Here is a 15,448-nt window from a genome sequence, read left to right as displayed (position 1 = left end):
GCGAAGCGGGCCGCGGAGGGCGGCTAGCGGGTGTGGCCGGCCCCCATCACGACGTACTTCGTGGAGGTCAGCTCGGGCAGCCCCATCGGGCCACGGGCGTGCAGCTTCTGCGTGGAGATGCCGATCTCGGCGCCGAAGCCGAACTCTCCGCCGTCGACGAACCGGGTCGAGGCGTTGACCAGCACCGCCGCCGCGTCGACCCGGGCGGTGAACTCGTTCGCCGCCGCCAGCGATCCGGTCACGATCGCCTCGCTGTGGCCGGTGCCGTAGCGCGTGATGTGCTCGATCGCCTCATCCAGGGAGTCGACCACCGCCACCGAGATCTCCAGCGCCAGGTACTCGGTCGCGAAGTCCTCCTCCGTCGCCGGCACGACCGCCTCGTCGAGCACCGCCACGTCGGGGGTCCCGTGCACGGTGACTCCGGCGTTGCGGAACGCCGCCAGCGCGACCGGCAGGAACTCGCCGGCCACCGCCGAGTGGACGAGCAGCGACTCGGCCGCGTTGCACACCGAGGGCCGCGACGTCTTCGCGTTGAGCAGGATGGACAGCGCCATGTCCAGGTCGGCCGTCTCGTCGACGTAGATGTGGCAGTTGCCGACACCCGTCTCGATCACCGGCACCGTCGAGTCTTCGACCACACTGCGGATCAGACCCGCTCCCCCGCGCGGAATCAGCACGTCGACCAGGCCGCGAGCGCGCATCAGGTCGCGTACGGTCTCGCGGGAGGACGGATCGACGAGTTGCACCGCGTCGGCGGGCAGGCCGGTCTTCGCGATCGCCTCGCGGAGCACCTCCACGATCGCGGCGTTCGAGTTCGCGGCGCTCGACGAGCCGCGCAGCAATACGGCATTACCCGACTTGAGGGTCAGCCCGGCCGCGTCGGCGGTTACGTTCGGCCGCGCCTCGTAGATGATGCCGACCACGCCGAACGGCACGCGTACCTGCCGCAGCTGCAGGCCGTTCGGCAGCGTCGAGCCGCGCACCACCTCACCGACCGGGTCGGCCAGCGCGGCCATCTGCCGCAGGCCGTCGGCGATCGCCACGAGCCGCGCGGGCGTCAAGGCCAGCCGGTCGATGATCGATTCGCTGGTTCCCTGCTCGCGCGCCGCCGCGACGTCCAGGCCGTTCGCCTTCACGATCTCGTCGGTACGCGTGACGAGCGCGTCCGCCATGGCGATGAGGGCGTCGTCCTTGACGGCGCGGGTGGCGGTGGCCAGCGTGCGGGCGGCGACGCGGGCGCGCTGGGCGAGTTCGGTGACTGACATTTCGTTCCCTCTCACAGCAGCACCAGATCGTCGCGGTGCACGACTTCACGCTCGTACGCCGGGCCGAGTGACGCGGCGAGTTCGACCGTCGACCGGCCGAGGAGTCCGGGCAGTTCCAGAGCGTCGTAGTTGACCAGTCCCCGGGCGACCGGATGCCCGCTGGAGTCGACGAGGTCCACCGGGTCGCCCGCCGAGAAGGCACCGTCCACCCCGGTGATCCCGGCCGGGAGCAGGGACTTTCGCCGATCCACGACGGCCGCGACCGCGCCCGGATCCAGGAAGAGCCGCCCGCGCGCCTCGGTGGCATGGGCCAACCAGAACAGGCGCGCCGATGCGCGTACCACTTGGGCGGCGAAGAGCGTGCCCACCTCCTCGCCGCACAGGGCCGCGGCCGCCTGGGGCGCGGAGGTCAGGACGACCGGGATGCCGGCGCCGTTGGCGATGCGCGCGGCCTGGACCTTCGTGACCATCCCGCCGGTGCCGAGACCGGCCTTGCCAGCGCTGCCGATGGCGACGCCGTCGAGGTCCTCCTCCCCGCGGACCAGGTCGATCCGGGTCGAGGTCGGCAGCGCGGGGTCGCCAGTGTACAGACCGTCCACATCGGAGAGCAGAATCAGCAGGTCGGCCTCGACCAGCGCGGCGACCAGGGCGGCGAGCCGGTCGTTGTCGCCGAACCGGATCTCGCTCGTGGCCACCGTGTCGTTCTCGTTGACGATCGGGACGACCCGCAGGTCGAGCAGGCGCTGGAGGGTACGCCGCGCGTTGCGGTAGTGCGAGCGGCGCGTGACGTCGTCGACGGTGAGCAGAACCTGCCCGACCGTACGCCCATGGGCGGCGAACGCCGCGGTGTACGCGTGCATGAGCAGCCCCTGGCCGACGCTGGCCGCCGCCTGTTGCGTGGCCAGGTCCCGCGGTCGGCGCGGCAGGCCGAGCGGGGCGAGACCGGCCGCGATCGCGCCCGACGAGACCAGGATGACCTGCTTACCCGCTGCTCCGGCTGGAGAGTCGGGCATGGATGCACTGCCCGACGCGGTGAGCGCCTCGACCAGCGCGCCCAGCCGGGCCGCGTCGAGACCGCCGGCCGCCGTGGTCAGCGAGGAGGACCCCACCTTGACCACGATGCGCCGCGCACTCGTGACTGTCTGCCGCACTGGACCATTCTGACCTGCGTGAATCCGCAACTGTCGGATGGATCCCATAGTGTGGGGCGATGTGAGCCCAGAGGAGTACCGCGAGCAGGTGCTGCAGCTCGTGGAGCGGATCCCGGCCGGCCGGGTGATGAGCTACGGCGCGATCGCCGAATACCTCGCCGACGTCTCCGGCCGCTGCTCGGCCCGGCAGGTCGGCACGATCATGGCCCGTTACGGCGGGGGCGTCCCGTGGCATCGTGTCGTGAATTCGTCAGGACGGCTCCCGCCGGGGCACGAACAGCGGGCGGCGCGCCTCCTCATGGCGGAAGGTGTGCAGCTGAAAGCCGGTCGGGTGATCATGCAGACCACCTCCTGGTACCCCGAAGATCACACGTCCGGCCGTTGAGGCTGCGCACGGTGAGCGTCTAGCCTTTCTCCGTGATCGACATGGACGCGGCCATCGGCTTCGTGGTGGCCAAGGGCGACCAGGTCGACCGTGCCCGTTTGTCGTACTTGCGTACCGGCGCGGTGCCCTCGGACGACATCCTCGACAAGGCGGAAGCGGGGCAGACCCGGGACGGCGGCTGGCCGGCATACGGGACCGACGGGGTCGCCTCGGTCGACGCGACCTGCTTCCGGCTGGCCGAACTCGACGACCTCGGCGCGCTGAGCCGCCCGGCCGCCCGCCGCGCCCTCGACTGGCTGACCACCCGCCAGCACGGCGACGGCAGCTGGGAAGAGGCCCCCAGCCTGGCCGACATCGCCCCACCCTGGGCGGTCCCCGGCGACCCGGAGGCGCGGCTCTACATCACCGCCAACGCGGCCTTCTGGCTCACCGTCGCGGGGCAGGACGCCCGATCCGCCGGCCCCCTCGACGACCGGCCCGGCGGGGCATACGCGGGTGTCGTGCTCAAAGCGGCCGAAGCGCTGCGGACTGAAGTGCAGCCCGACGGCACGATGCCGACCTTCCTGGTCGCGACCTGGCTGTCCGCCGCCGTCCTCTACCGGCACGACATGTTCTACGAATCCGTACGCCTTCAGCAGCGCCTGATCGAACGGCTGCCGGAATTGAGCGCGGCCGACGCCGCCTGGCTCGCCGCCGCCAACCGGCGAGTCGGCGTACGCGACGACGACCCGCTGATCATCAACGCGATGCTCCGCCTGCGCCAACTCCAGCGCAGCGACGGCGGTTTCAGCAGCGACGACGGCGACGCCTTCGACGTGCACACAACCCTCGCCGCAATCAGAGCTTGTAGGTGAGCACGCCGCTAGGAGGGCCGTTCACGGCCAGGCGCCAACCAGAGCCGAAAACGGGGTGACCCAATCCGGGCGGATTGGGTCACCCCGTTTTCGGCTAGAAGCGTTAGTACACCGGCAGGGAAGGGTCAATCTGCTTGATCCAAGCCAGCACGCCCCCCTGAACATGCACAGCGTTCGAGAACCCAGCCGCCTTCAGCGCAGCCAGAGCCTCCGCCGACCGAACCCCGGACTTGCAGTGCAGCACGATCTGCTTGTCCTGCGGCAGATCAGCGAGTGCCTGCCCCGAGAGGATGTCGCCCTTCGGGATGAGCGTCGACCCGGGGATCCGGACGATCTCGTATTCGGCCGGTTCGCGTACGTCGACGAGGAAGATGTCCTTGCCGGCGTCCTGCCAGTCCTTCAGCTCGCTCGCCGTGATCGTCGAGTTCTCGGTCGCGGCCTGCGCCTCGACCGACACCGCGCCGCAGAAGTCGTCGTAGTCTTCGAGCAGTTCGGTCTGGGTCGCGTTCTCGCCACACAGGACGCAGTTCGGGTCCTTGCGTACCTTGATCTTGCGGTAGCTCATCTCCAAGGCGTCGTAGACCATGAGCGAACCGACGAGCGGCTCGCCGACTCCGGCGAGGAGCTTGATCGCCTCGGTGACCTGGATCGCGCCGATACTGCCGCACAGGACGCCGAGGACGCCGCCCTCGGCGCAGCTCGGCACCATGCCGGGCGGCGGGGGCTCGGGGTAAAGGCAGCGGTAGCAGGGGCCGTGCTCGGCCCAGAAGACGCTGGCCTGACCGTCGAAGCGGTAGATCGAACCCCAGACGTAGGGCTTGCCGGCGAGGACGGCGGCGTCGTTGACCAGGTAGCGGGTGGCGAAGTTGTCCGTGCCGTCAACGATCAGGTCGTACTGGCCGAAGATGTCGAAGACGTTCTCCCGGTCCAGCGCGGTGTTGTGAATCTCGACCTGGACGTAAGGGTTGATCTCGCGGATCGACGCGGCGGCCGATTCGGCCTTGGACCGGCCGACGTCGGACTGGCCGTGGATGATCTGGCGCTGGAGGTTCGACTCGTCGACGACGTCGAACTCCACGATGCCGAGGGTGCCCACACCCGCCGCGGCCAGATACATCAGGGCCGGTGAGCCCAGGCCGCCCGCGCCCACACAGAGGACTCGGGCGTTCTTGAGCCGCTTCTGCCCCTCCACCCCGACGTCGGGGATGATCAGGTGGCGGGAATAGCGGCGGATCTCATCGACCGAGAGCGACTCGGCCGGCTCGACCAGCGGCGGCAAAGACACGGTGAAGCTCCTGCCTGCGATGCGTGATGTTGCGGCGACTCGGCCATTCTTGCTCGCGCCGGTGAATTCTGGCCATGACGTCTACCACGTGGGACGCGGGAATATATTCGCCCCGGGCGATCACCGTCGGACCGATCAGGGGATCGGCGGGCCGACGTATCGCTTACCGTCGATGTATGGCCATGAGTTCGCGACGCAGCCCTTCAGTCCGTAGGTCTGCTGCTGCATGACCGGCGCCACCTGGCCCCGGCCCGGGCAGGCCTCGTGGTAGAGCCCCAGTTGGTGGCCGACCTCGTGGTTGATCGCGTACGCCTGATAGACGTCGAGCGGAGCGTTGTAGTCCGGGACGGCGGTCAGCCAGCGGGCGAGGTTGATGATCACCTGACCGCTGATCCGGCACGAGGTGTAGCGCTCGGTATGCAGACCGCCCGCGGCGCACATCTTCTCCGAGGTCGCCGGGGTGGCCAGGTAGATCACGAACTCGTGGCTGGCACCTTTGGGGACACGCTGGAACTTCGTCTTGCCTCCGGCGATCCAGCTCCGGGAGTCACCGAGGATCTTCTCGACGGCGGCTGCGAAGGCGGCTGCGTTCTGCCCGCTCCCGTCCTCCACGGCGATCTGATATTTGCGCAGCGTTCCCGCGGTGCCCAGCACCTTGCCGGTGCCTCCGGCGTACGCGAAGGTGCCCGGACCGGTCTCGGGCACGCCGGTCGACTCGACAGCGGCGGACGGCGAGCCGGACGGGGCGACCGCAGCGGCTGCCTGCACCGAAGACGAGGGCGACGGCGCTGGTCCCGGCGCGGACGGACCGGCGGCGGCCTCGCTCGGCGACGACGGACTCCGCAGGAGCAGACCGGCGACGGAACCGACGAGGATCACCAGGACGGCGATGGCCAACACGCGACGACGGCGCATCTGCGCGCGACGGCGGGCGGCCCGGCGTTGCGCCCGGGGCCCGAGCTGGCGAGGCGCGACCTCCGAAGACCGGTACGCCGGCCGCTCGCGCAGGTCTGTCCGCCGCGACCGGGCGGACTCCTGGCGAGGGTAGTGCTCCGGCTCGGCGGGCGGATGCCGGCGATCGTGGCTCATGACGCGCTCCAGCCTGCCATAGATCCGCGGAGATCAGGCGGATCGGGCTCGGACACACGAAGATTCGTGCCCCCACCGATCATGATCATCGCGCCGTCCACGTTGCTGGGTCGGGCATTTCGCCTCGCGAAGCAGCATGGCTGACGCAATGATCACGCGAAGCAACCGGGGGCGGCGGCTAAAGGGGAAGCAGGGAGGCCGGCGAGTTGAGCAGTCCGAGGATCGCGCGAGCGACCACCCGCGGCACCTCCATCTGCGCGACGTGCCCCACGTCGGGCAGCAGGAGCAGCCGGGTGTCGGGGATGGCACGGGCGACTCGGGAGACGACCCGGACGTCGACCAGTCGATCGCGCAGTCCCGCGATGACCAGCGTCGGTACGCTGACCCGGCGGGCCATCGCCCACAGCGATCCGGAGCCGGGCAGTTGCGCGCGCAGGAACGAGAGCACGAGACCGCGCATGGCGCCCGTGTACGCACTCGCGAAGTGCTGCACCTCGGACCGCCGTCGCGCCTCCTCCACGGCTTCGGCGAGTCTTTGGGGCGGGATGCCGTCCGGGTCGGCGAAACAGGCCTTCAGCACTTCGGCGGCGAGCTGTTCGGGTGGGATGGCCGCCATCTGCCGGGCGGCCAGCCGATCCACTCGCGGCAGGGCGAGGAACGGGACGACGCGGCCTTGCAACGACCGTCGCGGATCCAGGAACGGCATCGCCGGGGAGACCAAGGTCAGCGTACGCACCAGGTCGGGCCGGAGCGCCGCGACGCGTACGCTCACCGCCCCGCCGAGGGAGTTCCCGATCAGGTGCACTGGACCCCGGTCGGTCTGCTCGATCAGGCTGATCACGCAGTCGGCGAAGGCGCGCTGGGAGTACCGCCGGGCCGGGTCGCTGTGCCCGAAGCCGGGCAGGTCCATGGCCAGCCCGTCGACTCGGGGCGTGAGCAGTCCGGCGAGATCGGTCCAGTTCTGCGCCGAACCGCCGAGCCCGTGGACGTAGAGCGCGGGTTCGGCGCCCGGCGACGGCGTGGCGCGGACGAACACCGATCGGCCGTCGATTTCGACGGCGTGACCGGGCCAGGGCGGTACGGGCGGGCCGTCCGGAGGCAGCTCGTCGTCCTCGGCGAGGACAGCCCGCCTCATGGCAGCAGGGCGCTCAACCGTCGGTTGACCGCCGCCAGCGTCGCGCGGACGACTGCCTGCCGAGGGTCGCCGGAGACCAGGGCGGACCCGGCCAGCTGCTCGACCCAGCCGTCGCAGACCAACAGGACCACCACGACGGCGACCTCGCAGCTGCCCATCGGGAGGATGGCCGCCTGCTCGACGTAGCAGTGCCCCCGGGTCTGCCCGTCGGCCGACTCGCTGAGCAGCTCGTCGACCGCGTTCGCGGCCGCGGCCGCGCACAGCCGCAGGACGTAGCCGTCGACCGCCGGGCCGTTCGAGACGCCGAGCGCCACCCGTTCCCCGGCGACGAGGCGTACCTCGACCGTCGCGTCCAGGCCGAACGTGCTGACCTGCACGTGGTCGAGGACGACGCGGGCCGCCTCGGCGGGCGGTGTCAGCGCCGGTGGCCGACCGGGTTCCGGCTGTTCGTCGGGGCGGCCGAACCGGTCGCCACCGGGGCGGATCTGGTCCGGGTAGCGGCCGCGCATGGTGACCGGGTGCCGGCGGCGCGGCTCCCGGGGCGCGGCGCTGGCCGGGATCAGCCCCGGCGGCAGCGGCGGACTCGCCCCGCGCTGCACCGGCGGAATGGGAGTGCGGTCGGGCCGCGGCTCCGTCGGCGCCGCAGGCTGCGCCGGCACCGGTCGACGCGGCGGCTCCTCAGCAGCGGGCGGCTCGGGTTCCGGAACCGGTGGCGGCGTGGGTGCCGCCGTCGGAGCCGGCGACGGAGCCGGGCGCGCGGGCGGCTCGGCGAGCAGGCCCATCCGCTCGTTGAGCATGCGTGCCACGACGCGGCTGACGTAGGCCGGGTCGGACCCGTCGGCGAGGTCGAGTCGCAGCGTGTGGCCGCCGGTCGCGGTGGCCCGCAGCTGAGCGTCCCGCACTCCGGGCACGTCCCGGACGGCGGAGAGCACGGTGGCGACGTCGAACCCGTCCGGCCGATCCGACGGCGGCAGGTCGTCGCGACGCAGCCCGGACGCGATGCGCGACAGAGCAGGCGCGGGCGCGGGCGGATCGGTGTTGGGCTCCGGGATGCGCGGCACGTCCGGCTCGGACGGGACCCGCTGCGGCAGGCCGTGCGTGGGTTCGCCCCGCTCGCGCGCCATGGGCGACGGCGAAGGGTCAGCCGGCGGCCGGTGGTCCGGCTGCTCGTGCGGCGGCTGCGGCCGTGGGTGGTTCACCGGCGCTTGCGGCTCGCGCGGCGGCACCTCTCGCGCTGGCACGTCTCGCGGTGGCAGGTCCCGCGCTGGCACGTCTCGCGACGGGACCTCCCGTAGTGGCACGTCACGGGGTGGCAGGTTTCGGGCCGGCAGGTCTCGCGGTGGGACGTCCCGCGATGGCACGTCTCGTGGTGGCACGTCCCGTGATGGCAGGTCTCGCGGTGGCAGGTCGCGCGAAGGTCCGATGTGGTCGGTCGGTTCTCCCGGCGGCGCGTAGGCGGCGGGAGCGGGCACCCGGAGTCCCGGTGGCGCGGGCGGCGGCCGGTAATCGGCCGGATCCAGTCGCTCCGCATGAGCGCGGGGCGGCTCCGGGTCCACCGGCACGATCGGCTCCGCCCGGTGGTACGCGGGCAGCAGTATCCCCGTCGGCGATGGCTGTGCGACCTCACCCGACGGGATCGGCGCCCGGTCCGGGGCGTACGCCTCCACGCCGGGATGCCCCGGGTTGAGCAGGGCGGGGCGCGCGATCGGATCCGGGGCCGGCGCGGGCGGAGCGAGCGGCTCCGGCTGCAAGGGCGTCGACGGCTGCGCAGGCGGCGGCAGCGGGTTCGAGGCGGCGGGCGGATACGTCGACGCACGAGGGGCCGGTGGCGCGGACGGCACCGAGGGGACCTCCAGCAGGCGGGCGAACGGACTGGGCGTGCCAGGGGACGGGGTCGACCCGTTCAGGGCGGGACCGGGCGGCGCGGACGGCGCAGGTTCGGCCGGAGCGGGCTCCGCGAACAGCGGCGGATCCGGGTATTGCGGCGGCTCGACATACTGCGGCGGCTCGGCGTACTGCGGTTGGTCGGCGTACTGCGGCGGCTCGACATACTGCGGTTGGTCGGCGTACTGGGGTTGCTCTGCGGCGGGCTGACCGTAGGGCGACCCGTAAGGGGATTCGGCGTACCGAGGTGGGCTGGACAGCGGCCGGACGGGCCCGTCGTCGGCGGGGAATCCGGCGAACTCGCCGTTGCGGGAGCGCACCGGCCCGTCCAGCGGATCTTCGTCCTCGGGCAGCTCGGCCGGGTTCGGCGGGCGTACGCCGGCCTCGGCGAGCAGTTCGGCGTAGCGGGGCGGCGTCTGGGCGCGGGCGTGGTTCAACGCGTCCATGCCCCGCCGCCAGGCGGGCACGACGGAATCAGCCTCCGGTTCCAGCGCGGAGCCCGCGCCGGACCAGCCTTCGCTCCAGCCGCTGGTGGGAACCTCACCATGCCCGTTCGCATGAGCGTGCCCATTGCCGTTGGCGGGTGCGCTGCTGCCCGATTGTCCTGTTACGTCCACCGTGCGCTCCTCGGTAGCCCATGGGTGAGGCTACCTTGTTAGGGGAAGCGCGATAAGTTGCAACGGCGGGAGAATTTCCGGCGACGAAGCTGACGACACGCGCGGGGCGAGCGTGTACGGAGAGGACGGCATCTATGGCACCGGCGACGAGTGGCACGCGGGCCGCGGGCCGACCGACCCGGATGCCGAGGTCCGCCCGGCGTTCGCAGCTCCTGGCCGCGGCACAGGACGTCTTCGTGGCGCAGGGCTACCACGCGGCCGCGATGGACGACATCGCCGAGCGGGCCGGCGTCTCGAAACCCGTGCTGTACCAGCATTTCCCGGGAAAGCTGGAACTCTATCTGGCCTTGTTGGACACTCATTGCGACGCGATCATCGCCAAGATCCGCTCGGCGATGGAGGCGACCACGGACAACGCCGAACGCGTCCGCGGCGCGACGCACGCGTACTTCGACTTCGTCTCGCACGAGTCGGAGGCGTTCCGGCTGGTCTTCGAATCGGATCTGCGCAACGACCCGGCGGTTCGTGAGCGTGTCGAGCGTGTCGAACAGGCCTCGGTCGAGGCCATCACCGCGACGATCATGGCCGACACCGCGGTCGACCGGGCGCGCGCGGAGATCCTGGCGGCCGGGCTGACCGGCATCTCGCAGGTCGCCGCGCGGTACTGGCTGACCGGCGGCCGGGAGATCGCCCAGGAGGAGGCCGAGCGGTTGATCTCGGCGCTGTCCTGGCGCGGCATCGCCAGCTTCCCGCTCAGCGGCGATCATGCGGGCGACCATGCCGACGACCACGGCGACGAGGAAGCCGCCTGAGGAATCCGCCTCCGGCGAACACGGTCCCGGGAAGCCGAATCCGGCTGACACCGCGCGATAGTGTTTCGACAAACGGCGGCCGATGGCCGTCGCGCGCAACCGAGGAGGGACCCGTCCGTGGAGGTCAAGATCGGAGTGCAGTTCGCGGCCCGCGAGCTCGTGCTGGAGAGCACCCAGTCGCCGGCGGAGGTGGAGCAGCTGGTGACCGCGGCGCTCGCGTCCGACTCGGGCGTGCTGGCCCTGACCGATGACAAGGGGCGCAAGGTCATCGTGCCGGTCGCGAAGCTGGCGTATGTCGAGATCGCCGAGGCGCAGACCCGGCCGGTCGGCTTCACCCCGCGCTGACCCAGGTGTGAGCCCAGCCCGCGTCGGGAAGCCGGCGCGGGCTCGGCGTCAGCGTCAGTTGTTGAGCCCGACGGCGGCCATCCGTTGGGCGTGCGCCTGCTTGAGCCGCGTGAACAACTGCTCCCCCACCTCGGCGTCACCGATCAGGGCGACGAGGTCGCCGTGTTCGGCGGCGACCCGGGCCGCCTGGGAGAGGGCCTCGCCCACCAGCCGTCGCGCCCACATCGACAGCCGATTGGCGATCTTGGGATCCGCCGCGATCGCGTCGCGAATCTCACCCCCGGCGAAGTCGTCGTACGCGTCGTCGTGCAACACCCGCAGGACGAGTTCCCGGTCGGGGTCGTCGAGCTGCTCGGCGATCTCCCGGAAGAAGTCGTCGGCGATCCCGTCCCCGATGTACGCCTTGGTCAGCGCCTCGAGCCAGTCGGTCGGCTCGGTCGCCTCGTGGTAGGAGGCCAGCGCACCGAGGAAGGGTGTCATCGCCTCGGGTGGATCGATCCCGGCTGAGGCGAGCCGGTCGGAGATCCGGCGGTAGTTGGCGATCTCGACCGCCGCCATTTCGCAGAGAACCGCCCGCCGGTGCAGGTCGGGGGCGAGCCGGGCGTCGGCCGCCATGCGGTCGAAGGCCAGCAGTTCGGCGTACGCGAGCATGCCGAGGAGGTCGCGGAAGCCTGGGGAGAGTGTGTTCTCGGACACGTTTGGCACCCTACAGCGCGAACGGCGTCTTGTGATCACGTGACTACCCAGTGCGCGGAACGCCCCGTTCGGCGTACGATATAGGTGTTGTCGCAGGCCGCTCCGGCCTGCGACCCGCGTGCGGCCCCCGGGCCTGCCGGCTGGTGACCAGCCTGGCGCACGGGTGCGGCCCACGCGAACCGCAGGCGCAGACCTGACCGCGCCGATGACACAGCGCGCCCCATACCCAGAAGTGCTTTGCAGCGAAGGGGCGCATGAGAGAGGGCACCCCACAACTCCATGAGCACCACTTCTACCTTTGCTGATCTGGGTGTACGCCCAGAGACCGTTGCCGCACTCAGCGAGATCGGCATCACCCACGCGTTCGCCATCCAGGAGTACGCGCTGCCCATCGCGCAGCGCGGCGCGGACCTGATCGGGCAGGCCCCGACGGGCACCGGTAAGACGTTCGGCTTCGGCCTGCCGCTGGTGGACCGGGTCGTCAGCCCCGAGGAGGGGGGCGACGGAGCGCCGCAGGCCCTGGTCGTGGTCCCGACCCGGGAACTCGGCCTCCAGGTCGCCAAGGACCTGGCCGCCGCCGGCAAGCTCCGGGGCGTCCGCGTCCTGCCGATCTACGGCGGCGTCGCGTACGAGCCGCAGATCGACGCGTTGAAGAAGGGCGTCGAGATCCTCGTCGCCACCCCGGGCCGGCTGCTCGACCTGATCAAGCAGAAGCACCTCAAGCTCAACAGCGTCTTCGCGATCGTGCTCGACGAGGCCGACCGCATGCTGGACCTGGGCTTCCTCGAGGACGTCGAGAAGATCCTCTCGATGCTCCCCGAGCAGCGCCAGACCATGCTGTTCTCGGCGACCATGCCGGACGCGATCGTGGCCCTGTCCCGGCGCTTCCTGCGCTCGCCGATCACGGTGCACGCCGGTCACTCCGAGGAGCCGGGCGTCAGCCCGCAGACGAAGCAGTTCGTCTACCGCACGCACTCGCTGAACAAGCTCGAGATGCTGGCCCGCATCCTGCAGGCCAAGGACCGCGGGCTCACCATGGTGTTCAGCCGCACCAAGCGCAACTGCGACCGGGTCACCGAGGACCTCGACTTCCGCGGGTTCGCCGCGGCGGCCGTCCACGGCGACCTCAACCAGGGCGCCCGCGAGCGGGCTCTGCGCGCCTTCCGGGCCGGCAAGATCGACGTCCTGGTCGCGACCGACGTCGCCGCCCGCGGCATCGACATCGCCGCCGTCACGCACGTGATCAACTTCGACTGCCCCGAGGACCCCGAGACCTACGTCCACCGCATTGGGCGGACCGGCCGCGCGGGCGCCACGGGCGTCGCGGTCACATTCGTGGACTGGGAGGACATGCCGCGCTGGCGGATCATCGACAAGACGCTCGAGATCGGCGAGCCCGAGCCGCGCGAGACCTACCACACCTCCGAGTGGCTCTACTCCGACCTCGACATCCCGGCCGACGCCGCCGCCACCCTGCCGTCCGCGCAGCGGTCGCGGGCCGGCCTGGCCGCGGAGAAGGAAGAGGACCTTGGGGGCGGCCGCCGCGGTCAGCGTCCGGTCCGTGGCCGGTCCCGCCGCTCCTCCACTGGTACGCGTGACGCAGCGCCCGCCGAGGCCCCAGCGGCCGACGCCGAGCCCGCCGACCGCGAGCCGCGCCAGCGCCGCCGTCGCCGTAACGGCGAGGTCGTCAAGGGCGACGCGACGCAGATCCTCTTCTCGGACCCGTCGGGCCCGTCTTCGCCGGAGCCCGTCGCGGCTTCGGCCGGCGCTGCCGACGGGGCTGCGAAGGCTCGCCGCCGTCGCCGGAGTCCGCGGAAGCCGGGCTCGGCGTCCGCCACCACCGACTGAGGCCCTACGCGCTGACGCTTGGCATGATCAAGTGCCATCCACCAGCAATCCGAGGCCCGAAATAGAGATCATGTGCCGCTTGCCAGCGCTAGAACGTCCTTACAGCGCTGGCGGGCGGCACATGATCTCTATGTGCGGCCGGATAGCGAGCATCCCTCGCTGGGCCGTCGAAAACGCAGTGCGTACCGGTGAACTGGTTCGGCTTTGGCCTGGCGTCTACGTGTACGCCGACCCGGAATTGACGGCTGGCGTGGGAAGCTTTGCAGCGTGGAGACGGTTCACGAGGTGCTGATCTCGCTCGCCGAGCGCTACTCGTTCGCCGATGTCGCGGCCCTCGTCGCGCAGGGCGCCGACGTCGAGCTGTCCACCCGCGAGATCGCCCAGGTGCAGCAGTTGTGCGTCTTCGGCCAGCGGCTGCTGGATCTGGACGCGGAGGACTTCGGCGAGGATCACGTCCCGGCCGAGTTGCGTACGCGGGCACTCGCGTGCCGGATGCCGCAGGCGCCCGGCGAAGCGGACCGTGGGGCGCTGGCGTCGCTGCGTCCCGCGTACGCCCTGCTGCTGGAAGTCATCGCAGCCCGCTGGGAGCGGCGGGAGATGACCGGTGTGGTGGCCGCCGTCCACATCGTCAGCGAGTACGCCTCGCTCCTGGTCTGGGAGCGGGTGCTGGGGCACGCCGGCGATCCGGCCCGGCTGCCGGCCGACGTACGCGGAGACGACAGCCTCTGGGGCGAGGACACCCGGGAGTGTCCGCAGACGAAGGCGGAGAAGTCAGCGGCCCTGCGCTCGGTGAAGGTGGCGCATGAGCCGCCGAGCGGCTGGCGGGCGTACCTGGATCGGCTGCATTCCCTCACGTCGCACGCGTTCGGCGTGTGCGCCGCGGCTTGTCCCCGGCCGTGTTCGGTGCTGCTGCGGCACAGCCGGGCCGAGATCGAGCTGCTCGACGTCGGCTGCAAGCTGGCGGCGACGCTGGGCGATTCCGGCCTGGTACGCCTCCGGCACGCCGCCCCGGTCGGCCACGGATTCGGCGTGCCGTCCCGGAACGAGGTGCTGGAGGCGTGGGAGCGGGGCCGGCCGTCGTTGGCCCGGTATGCTCCGGCGGTGGCCGAGCCGGACGGCTATCCGTTGCCCGGCTTCACCGCCTTGATCAGCGCCTTGGCCGGTACGCCGATCCGCCCCTCCACGCTGCTCGCCGACACCGCCCGCGAACTCGCGCTCGCCCTCAAGTGATGATCTCCGGAGGCCCAGGTACCTCACCGCACCACGGATAGGTACGCGACCTTCCGGAAGTGCGCGATGATCACGTCCAGCGCCCGTCGGCTTGAGCGGCGTCGACCTCGGCTTGCCCAGGCGGCCGCATCCGCCCGTCGGCGGTCAGCTTCGCGACGAGGTCCTTGTTCACCTGCGACCATGGGCTGCGGGGCCGCCGGCGTGAGTACCGCTGGAGGAAGAAGTCCTGGTCGAGCGGCTTACGGTGGCTGCTGATCCAGCCGTAGCAGAGCCCGACCTCGACCGCGTCCATGTTCGACAACGTGCGGTGGGGTGAGCCCTTCTTGGCGATCTTCAGCCAGATCGCCTCCTCCTGGGCGTGGTGCTCGTCGAGCCAGGCGGCGAACGCGTCGGCGTCGGCGAAGGTCAGCGCAGTCACGCCGCATCGCCCAAGGAGCCCAGGACCTCGACGTAGTGCTTGTTCGTCATGACGCCGAGGATGTTGCCGAACGGGTCGACGACCGAGGCGGTGACGAAACCGGGGCCCCATTCGCGGACGCCCTGATATTCGGTGGCGCCCATCGACAGCAGCCGGGCGAAGACGCCGTCGAGGTCGTCCACGTGCCAGTACGCGATCACGCCGCCGGGCGTACTGGACGGCGGGGCGAAGCGCCGGTCGATGATGCCGAGTTCGTGCTGGTAGTCGCCGATGCGGAACTCCCGGTAGCCGTCCCGCGAGAAGTAGGGCTCGACGCCGAGGAGGTCGGCGTACCACCGGGCGGCGGCGTCCAGGTCGTCGGCGAAGAGGCTGATCGTGGCGAGTCCGCGAAGTGTGCTCATGAGAACCAGGTTAACGAGCCTTGTGGAACGTAT

At 71.1% G+C, this 15,448-nt stretch carries 15 protein-coding genes; 6 read left to right on the top strand and 9 right to left on the bottom strand.

Going from position 1 to position 15,448, the window contains the following annotated elements:
* Nucleotides 1–23: 23 nt before the first annotated feature.
* Nucleotides 24–1,265 (bottom strand): glutamate-5-semialdehyde dehydrogenase, encoded by a 1,242-nt coding sequence (locus AB0H43_RS03315; RefSeq protein WP_359995620.1) that lies wholly within the window; start codon nucleotides 1,263–1,265, stop codon nucleotides 24–26.
* 11 nt (nucleotides 1,266–1,276) lie between these two features.
* The gene (gene proB / locus AB0H43_RS03310; RefSeq protein ID WP_359995617.1) at nucleotides 1,277–2,416 is read right to left on the bottom strand and encodes a glutamate 5-kinase; all 1,140 of its coding nucleotides are present in this window, start codon (nucleotides 2,414–2,416) and stop codon (nucleotides 1,277–1,279) included.
* A 61-nt stretch (nucleotides 2,417–2,477) separates the two neighbouring features.
* On the opposite strand from proB, the gene AB0H43_RS03305 reads away from it, so the two are divergent.
* A complete protein-coding gene (locus tag AB0H43_RS03305; protein WP_359995614.1) occupies nucleotides 2,478–2,801 on the top strand; it encodes an MGMT family protein in 324 nt (107 codons plus the stop codon).
* Nucleotides 2,802–2,842: 41 nt separating this feature from the next.
* A complete protein-coding gene (locus tag AB0H43_RS03300) occupies nucleotides 2,843–3,655 on the top strand; it encodes a prenyltransferase/squalene oxidase repeat-containing protein (RefSeq protein ID WP_359995797.1) in 813 nt (270 codons plus the stop codon).
* Between the two features lie 103 nt (nucleotides 3,656–3,758).
* Here the strand turns inward: AB0H43_RS03300 and moeZ are convergent, their stop codons facing one another.
* The 4 genes from moeZ to AB0H43_RS03280 all read right to left on the bottom strand — a co-directional run bounded on the left by moeZ (nucleotide 3,759) and on the right by AB0H43_RS03280 (nucleotide 9,665).
* Nucleotides 3,759–4,961, bottom strand: a complete 1,203-nt coding sequence (gene moeZ / locus AB0H43_RS03295; RefSeq protein ID WP_359995795.1) for an adenylyltransferase/sulfurtransferase MoeZ — start codon at nucleotides 4,959–4,961, stop codon at nucleotides 3,759–3,761.
* Nucleotides 4,962–5,075: 114 nt separating this feature from the next.
* Complete coding sequence (locus AB0H43_RS03290) at nucleotides 5,076–6,029, bottom strand: DUF3152 domain-containing protein (protein WP_359995611.1); 954 nt, start codon at nucleotides 6,027–6,029, stop codon at nucleotides 5,076–5,078.
* A 178-nt stretch (nucleotides 6,030–6,207) separates the two neighbouring features.
* The gene (locus tag AB0H43_RS03285; RefSeq protein ID WP_359995608.1) at nucleotides 6,208–7,164 is read right to left on the bottom strand and encodes an alpha/beta hydrolase; all 957 of its coding nucleotides are present in this window, start codon (nucleotides 7,162–7,164) and stop codon (nucleotides 6,208–6,210) included.
* Nucleotides 7,161–9,665: a hypothetical protein gene (locus tag AB0H43_RS03280; RefSeq protein WP_359995605.1), complete on the bottom strand. Its 2,505-nt coding sequence runs from the start codon at nucleotides 9,663–9,665 to the stop codon at nucleotides 7,161–7,163. The genes AB0H43_RS03285 and AB0H43_RS03280 overlap by 4 nt, the downstream gene beginning before the upstream one ends.
* Before the next feature lie 134 nt (nucleotides 9,666–9,799).
* On the opposite strand from AB0H43_RS03280, the gene AB0H43_RS03275 reads away from it, so the two are divergent.
* Nucleotides 9,800–10,477, top strand: coding sequence for a TetR/AcrR family transcriptional regulator (locus tag AB0H43_RS03275; protein ID WP_359995602.1), 678 nt, complete (start codon nucleotides 9,800–9,802; stop codon nucleotides 10,475–10,477).
* Nucleotides 10,478–10,594: 117 nt separating this feature from the next.
* Nucleotides 10,595–10,822: a DUF3107 domain-containing protein gene (locus AB0H43_RS03270; protein ID WP_359995600.1), complete on the top strand. Its 228-nt coding sequence runs from the start codon at nucleotides 10,595–10,597 to the stop codon at nucleotides 10,820–10,822.
* Between the two features lie 54 nt (nucleotides 10,823–10,876).
* Here the strand turns inward: AB0H43_RS03270 and AB0H43_RS03265 are convergent, their stop codons facing one another.
* Nucleotides 10,877–11,518 carry a ferritin-like fold-containing protein gene (locus AB0H43_RS03265; RefSeq protein ID WP_359995597.1) on the bottom strand — a complete coding sequence of 214 codons (642 nt, stop codon included), beginning with the start codon at nucleotides 11,516–11,518 and terminating at the stop codon, nucleotides 10,877–10,879.
* Nucleotides 11,519–11,797: 279 nt separating this feature from the next.
* Between AB0H43_RS03265 and AB0H43_RS03260 the strand changes: the two genes are divergently transcribed.
* On the top strand, nucleotides 11,798–13,366 hold the full coding sequence (locus tag AB0H43_RS03260) for a DEAD/DEAH box helicase (RefSeq protein WP_359995594.1): 1,569 nt from the start codon (nucleotides 11,798–11,800) through the stop codon (nucleotides 13,364–13,366).
* Nucleotides 13,367–13,633: 267 nt separating this feature from the next.
* Nucleotides 13,634–14,596 (top strand): hypothetical protein, encoded by a 963-nt coding sequence (locus AB0H43_RS03255; protein WP_359995591.1) that lies wholly within the window; start codon nucleotides 13,634–13,636, stop codon nucleotides 14,594–14,596.
* A gap of 70 nt (nucleotides 14,597–14,666) precedes the next feature.
* On the opposite strand, the gene AB0H43_RS03250 is transcribed toward AB0H43_RS03255, so the two are convergent.
* Together AB0H43_RS03250 and AB0H43_RS03245 are read right to left on the bottom strand one after the other, a co-directional pair.
* A complete protein-coding gene (locus AB0H43_RS03250; protein WP_359995588.1) occupies nucleotides 14,667–15,014 on the bottom strand; it encodes a hypothetical protein in 348 nt (115 codons plus the stop codon).
* A complete protein-coding gene (locus AB0H43_RS03245; RefSeq protein ID WP_359995585.1) occupies nucleotides 15,011–15,415 on the bottom strand; it encodes a VOC family protein in 405 nt (134 codons plus the stop codon). Before AB0H43_RS03245 ends, AB0H43_RS03250 begins: the two co-directional genes overlap by 4 nt.
* Between the last annotated feature and the right edge of the window lie 33 nt (nucleotides 15,416–15,448).

It is taken from the genome of Hamadaea sp. NPDC050747 (genome assembly GCF_040654195.1).
Taxonomy (GTDB): Bacteria; Actinomycetota; Actinomycetes; order Mycobacteriales; family Micromonosporaceae; genus Hamadaea.
Note: the sequence above shows the minus strand (reverse complement) of the source record. Positions and strands in the feature narration are given on the sequence as shown.

Bases quoted from the DNA above. Each gene is read 5' to 3' on its own strand.
- AB0H43_RS03260 (WP_359995594.1), top strand. From the start codon at position 11,798: ATGAGCACCACTTCTACCTTTGCTGATCTGGGTGTACGCCCAGAGACC.
- AB0H43_RS03275 (WP_359995602.1), top strand. From the start codon at position 9,800: ATGGCACCGGCGACGAGTGGCACGCGGGCCGCGGGCCGACCGACCCGG.
- AB0H43_RS03315 (WP_359995620.1), bottom strand. From the start codon at position 1,265: ATGTCAGTCACCGAACTCGCCCAGCGCGCCCGCGTCGCCGCCCGCACG.
- AB0H43_RS03300 (WP_359995797.1), top strand. From the start codon at position 2,843: ATGGACGCGGCCATCGGCTTCGTGGTGGCCAAGGGCGACCAGGTCGAC.
- AB0H43_RS03245 (WP_359995585.1), bottom strand. From the start codon at position 15,415: ATGAGCACACTTCGCGGACTCGCCACGATCAGCCTCTTCGCCGACGAC.
- AB0H43_RS03285 (WP_359995608.1), bottom strand. From the start codon at position 7,164: ATGAGGCGGGCTGTCCTCGCCGAGGACGACGAGCTGCCTCCGGACGGC.
- AB0H43_RS03290 (WP_359995611.1), bottom strand. From the start codon at position 6,029: ATGAGCCACGATCGCCGGCATCCGCCCGCCGAGCCGGAGCACTACCCT.